2 tRNA genes and 3 rRNA genes are annotated in these 4710 nt (G+C 53.2%); all 5 read left to right on the top strand.

Features of this window, described 5'->3' with window-relative positions:
* Nucleotides 1–888 (top strand): 16S ribosomal RNA (locus tag I7X39_RS22865); the annotation flags it as partial.
* Between the two features lie 181 nt (nucleotides 889–1069).
* A tRNA-Ile gene (locus I7X39_RS22860) sits at nucleotides 1070–1146 on the top strand.
* A 23-nt stretch (nucleotides 1147–1169) separates the two neighbouring features.
* Nucleotides 1170–1245 (top strand) — tRNA-Ala (locus I7X39_RS22855).
* Nucleotides 1246–1532: 287 nt separating this feature from the next.
* Nucleotides 1533–4410: ribosomal RNA gene (locus tag I7X39_RS22850) — 23S ribosomal RNA — on the top strand.
* Nucleotides 4411–4550: 140 nt separating this feature from the next.
* A 5S ribosomal RNA gene (gene rrf, locus I7X39_RS22845) occupies nucleotides 4551–4664 on the top strand.
* Nucleotides 4665–4710: the final 46 nt, after the last annotated feature.

Below are 4710 nucleotides of genomic sequence, written 5' to 3'. Positions count from 1 at the left end.
GCTAGAGTACGGTAGAGGGGAGTGGAATTCCGCGTGTAGCAGTGAAATGCGTAGATATGCGGAGGAACACCGATGGCGAAGGCAGCTCCCTGGACCTGTACTGACGCTCATGCACGAAAGCGTGGGGAGCAAACAGGATTAGATACCCTGGTAGTCCACGCCCTAAACGATGTCAACTGGTTGTTGGGAGGGTTTCTTCTCAGTAACGAAGCTAACGCGTGAAGTTGACCGCCTGGGGAGTACGGCCGCAAGGTTGAAACTCAAAGGAATTGACGGGGACCCGCACAAGCGGTGGATGATGTGGTTTAATTCGATGCAACGCGAAAAACCTTACCTACCCTTGACATGTCTGGAATCCTGAAGAGATTTGGGAGTGCTCGCAAGAGAGCCAGAACACAGGTGCTGCATGGCCGTCGTCAGCTCGTGTCGTGAGATGTTGGGTTAAGTCCCGCAACGAGCGCAACCCTTGTCATTAGTTGCTACGAAAGGGCACTCTAATGAGACTGCCGGTGACAAACCGGAGGAAGGTGGGGATGACGTCAGGTCCTCATGGCCCTTATGGGTAGGGCTACACACGTCATACAATGGCCGGGACAGAGGGCTGCCAACCCGCGAGGGGGAGCCAATCCCAGAAACCCGGTCGTAGTCCGGATCGTAGTCTGCAACTCGACTGCGTGAAGTCGGAATCGCTAGTAATCGCGGATCAGCTTGCCGCGGTGAATACGTTCCCGGGTCTTGTACACACCGCCCGTCACACCATGGGAGCGGGTTCTGCCAGAAGTAGTTAGCCTAACCGCAAGGGGGGCGATTACCACGGCAGGGTTCGTGACTGGGGTGAAGTCGTAACAAGGTAGCCGTATCGGAAGGTGCGGCTGGATCACCTCCTTTCTAGATTAGACGAAGCCGATTCATCAGTTCGCTGGTGAGTGAGAGCCGAGTCCAAAAACTCGATATCGGGTGTCCACACTTATTGGCTGCAATGACAACAGCAGTGACTAGAGTCGATTGCGAGAGCGATTGGCCAAGAAGGGCCGGCTGAACGAGGCTCGGCTCATGCAAAGGAACGCGTGGGTCTGTAGCTCAGTCGGTTAGAGCACCGTCTTGATAAGGCGGGGGTCGTTGGTTCGAATCCAACCAGACCCACCACGGTTGCGATGCAGATCGGATCCGGGGGATTAGCTCAGCTGGGAGAGCACCTGCTTTGCAAGCAGGGGGTCGTCGGTTCGATCCCGTCATCCTCCACCACCTTCAAGCGCGCAAGCGTCAAGTCACACAGTTGGCAAACATGAGCGACCCAGAGGCGGTTGCTGATGTTTGCCAGAGAGGGCCGATGGCCCGTCTGCTGTTCTTTAACAATTCGTAGAGTCGAAATCAGCGCTGTGAAGCGAAAGCTTCATAGCATTGGATTGCGTCAACAGACATTCGATGATCGCAAGATCGAGAATAGTTGATAGAACGGCGAACGCATACGATCGAACTCTGAATCGATCGAGTCCTTGACGACATTGCAGTCAGCGATGTCAACGTTATAGGGTCAAGTGACTAAGTGCATGTGGTGGATGCCTTGGCAATTACAGGCGACGAAGGACGTGATAGCCTGCGATAAGCTTCGGGGAGCTGGCAAATTAGCTTTGATCCGGAGATTTCCGAATGGGGAAACCCACCGCGCGAGCGGTATTGCATGCTGAATACATAGGCATGCAAGGCGAACCGGGTGAACTGAAACATCTCAGTAGCTCGAGGAACAGACATCAACCGAGATTCCGAAAGTAGTGGCGAGCGAAATCGGAGGAGCCTGCGTAATTTAGCAGCACGCATATCAAAACGGGATGGAAAGCCCGGCCATAGAAGGTGATAGCCCTGTATGAGAAATGCCTGCTGTGGAACTGAGTACGCGACAAGTAGGGCGGGACACGTGTAATCCTGTCTGAAGATGGGGGGACCATCCTCCAAGGCTAAATACTCGTAATTGACCGATAGTGAACAAGTACCGTGAGGGAAAGGCGAAAAGAACCCCGGGAGGGGAGTGAAATAGATCCTGAAACCGCATGCATACAAAAAGTAGGAGCCCGCAAGGGTGACTGCGTACCTTTTGTATAATGGGTCAGCGACTTACATTCAGTGGCGAGCTTAACCGAGTAGGGAAGGCGTAGGGAAACCGAGTCCGAACAGGGCGAATTAGTCGCTGGGTGTAGACCCGAAACCAGGTGATCTATCCATGGCCAGGATGAAGGTGCGGTAACACGCACTGGAGGTCCGAACCGACTAGTGTTGCAAAACTAGCGGATGAGCTGTGGATAGGGGTGAAAGGCTAAACAAACCTGGAGATAGCTGGTTCTCTCCGAAAACTATTTAGGTAGTGCCTCAAGTATTACCGTCGGGGGTAGAGCACTGTTTAGGCTAGGGGGTCATGGCGACTTACCAAACCTATGCAAACTCCGAATACCGATGAGTACAGCTTGGGAGACAGTGCACCGGGTGCTAACGTCCGGACACAAGAGGGAAACAACCCAGACCGCCAGCTAAGGTCCCCAAAATTGGCTAAGTGGGAAACGAAGTGGGAAGGCTAAAACAGTCAGGATGTTGGCTTAGAAGCAGCCATCATTTAAAGAAAGCGTAATAGCTCACTGATCGAGTCGTCCTGCGCGGAAGATGTAACGGGGCTAAGCCAGTTACCGAAGCTGCGGATGCACAGCAATGTGCGTGGTAGGAGAGCGTTCTGTAAGCCTGTGAAGGTGGGTTGTGAAGCCTGCTGGAGGTATCAGAAGTGCGAATGCTGACATGAGTAGCGTTAAAGGGGGTGAAAAGCCCCCTCGCCGTAAGCGCAAGGTTTCCTACGCAACGTTCATCGGCGTAGGGTGAGTCGGCCCCTAAGGCGAGGCAGAGATGCGTAGCTGATGGGAAACAGGTCAATATTCCTGTACCGATCAATAGTGCGATGTGGGGACGGAGAAGGTTAGCTCAGCCGGGTGTTGGATGTCCCGGTTCAAGCCTGTAGTCGTGCCTGGTAGGCAAATCCGCCGGGCTTAGATGAGGGGTGATAACGAGTCTGCTTGCAGACGAAGTGAGTGATACCCTGCTTCCAGGAAAAGCCACTAAGCTTCAGCTATTGACGACCGTACCGCAAACCGACACTGGTGCGCGAGATGAGTATTCTAAGGCGCTTGAGAGAACTCTGGAGAAGGAACTCGGCAAATTGACACCGTAACTTCGGAAGAAGGTGTGCCTTTAGTAGGTGAACCATTTACTTGGGGAGCCCAATGAGGCCGCAGAGAATCGGTGGCTGCGACTGTTTACTAAAAACACAGCACTCTGCAAAGACGAAAGTCGACGTATAGGGTGTGACGCCTGCCCGGTGCTGGAAGATTAATTGATGGGGTGCAAGCTCTTGATCGAAGTCCCAGTAAACGGCGGCCGTAACTATAACGGTCCTAAGGTAGCGAAATTCCTTGTCGGGTAAGTTCCGACCTGCACGAATGGCGTAACGATGGCCACACTGTCTCCTCCAGAGACTCAGCGAAGTTGAAATGTTTGTGATGATGCAATCTCCCCGCGGAAAGACGGAAAGACCCCATGAACCTTTACTGTAGCTTTACATTGGACTTTGAACAGATCTGTGTAGGATAGGTGGGAGGCTTTGAAGTATGGTCGCTAGATCATATGGAGCCAACGTTGAAATACCACCCTGGTGTGTTTGAGGTTCTAACCTTGGCCCGTGATCCGGGTTGGGGACAGTGTATGGTGGGCAGTTTGACTGGGGCGGTCTCCTCCCAAAGCGTAACGGAGGAGTTCGAAGGTACGCTAGGCACGGTCGGAAATCGTGCTGATAGTGCATAGGCATAAGCGTGCTTGACTGCGAGACTGACAAGTCGAGCAGGTAGGAAACTAGGACTAAGTGATCCGGTGGTTCTGTATGGAAGGGCCATCGCTCAACGGATAAAAGGTACTCTGGGGATAACAGGCTGATACCGCCCAAGAGTTCATATCGACGGCGGTGTTTGGCACCTCGATGTCGGCTCATCTCATCCTGGGGCTGTAGCCGGTCCCAAGGGTATGGCTGTTCGCCATTTAAAGAGGTACGTGAGCTGGGTTTAAAACGTCGTGAGACAGTTTGGTCCCTATCTTCCGTGGGCGCTGCAGAATTGAGAGAGCCTGCTCCTAGTACGAGAGGACCGGAGTGGACGCACCGCTGGTGTATCGGTTGTCATGCCAATGGCATTGCCGAGTAGCTAAGTGCGGAAGAGATAACCGCTGAAAGCATCTAAGCGGGAAACTCGTCTCAAGATGAGTTCTGCCGGGGCCTTGAGCCCCCTGAAGAGTCGTTCGAGACCAGGACGTTGATAGGCTGGGTGTGGAAGCGCAGTAATGCGTTAAGCTAACCAGTACTAATTGCTCGTGAGGCTTGACCCTATAACCTTGACATCTGTCAGGGCGTGCATAAGTCGTTCTTCAACGCTGCCAACGCAATCCAAAGCTGATTTTGCTCAAGATACAATCTTGACTCTACGAATTGGGTCGGAAGACAAAAAACTTCCGGCCGACAAGTCAAGCCTGATGACCATAGCGAGGTGGTCCCACCCCTTCCCATCCCGAACAGGACCGTGAAACACCTCAGCGCCGATGATAGTGCGGATTGCCCGTGTGAAAGTAGGACATCGTCAGGCTATTAATCCCCAAAACCCCTCGCAGTAACATGCGGGGGGTTTTGCT

Origin of the sequence: Inhella proteolytica, assembly GCF_016093275.1 — a bacterium.
In the GTDB taxonomy this organism is placed as follows: domain Bacteria; phylum Pseudomonadota; class Gammaproteobacteria; order Burkholderiales; family Burkholderiaceae_C; genus Inhella; species Inhella proteolytica.
The sequence above is the reverse complement of the archived record's forward strand: the minus strand, read 5'-3'. Positions and strand labels throughout refer to the sequence as shown.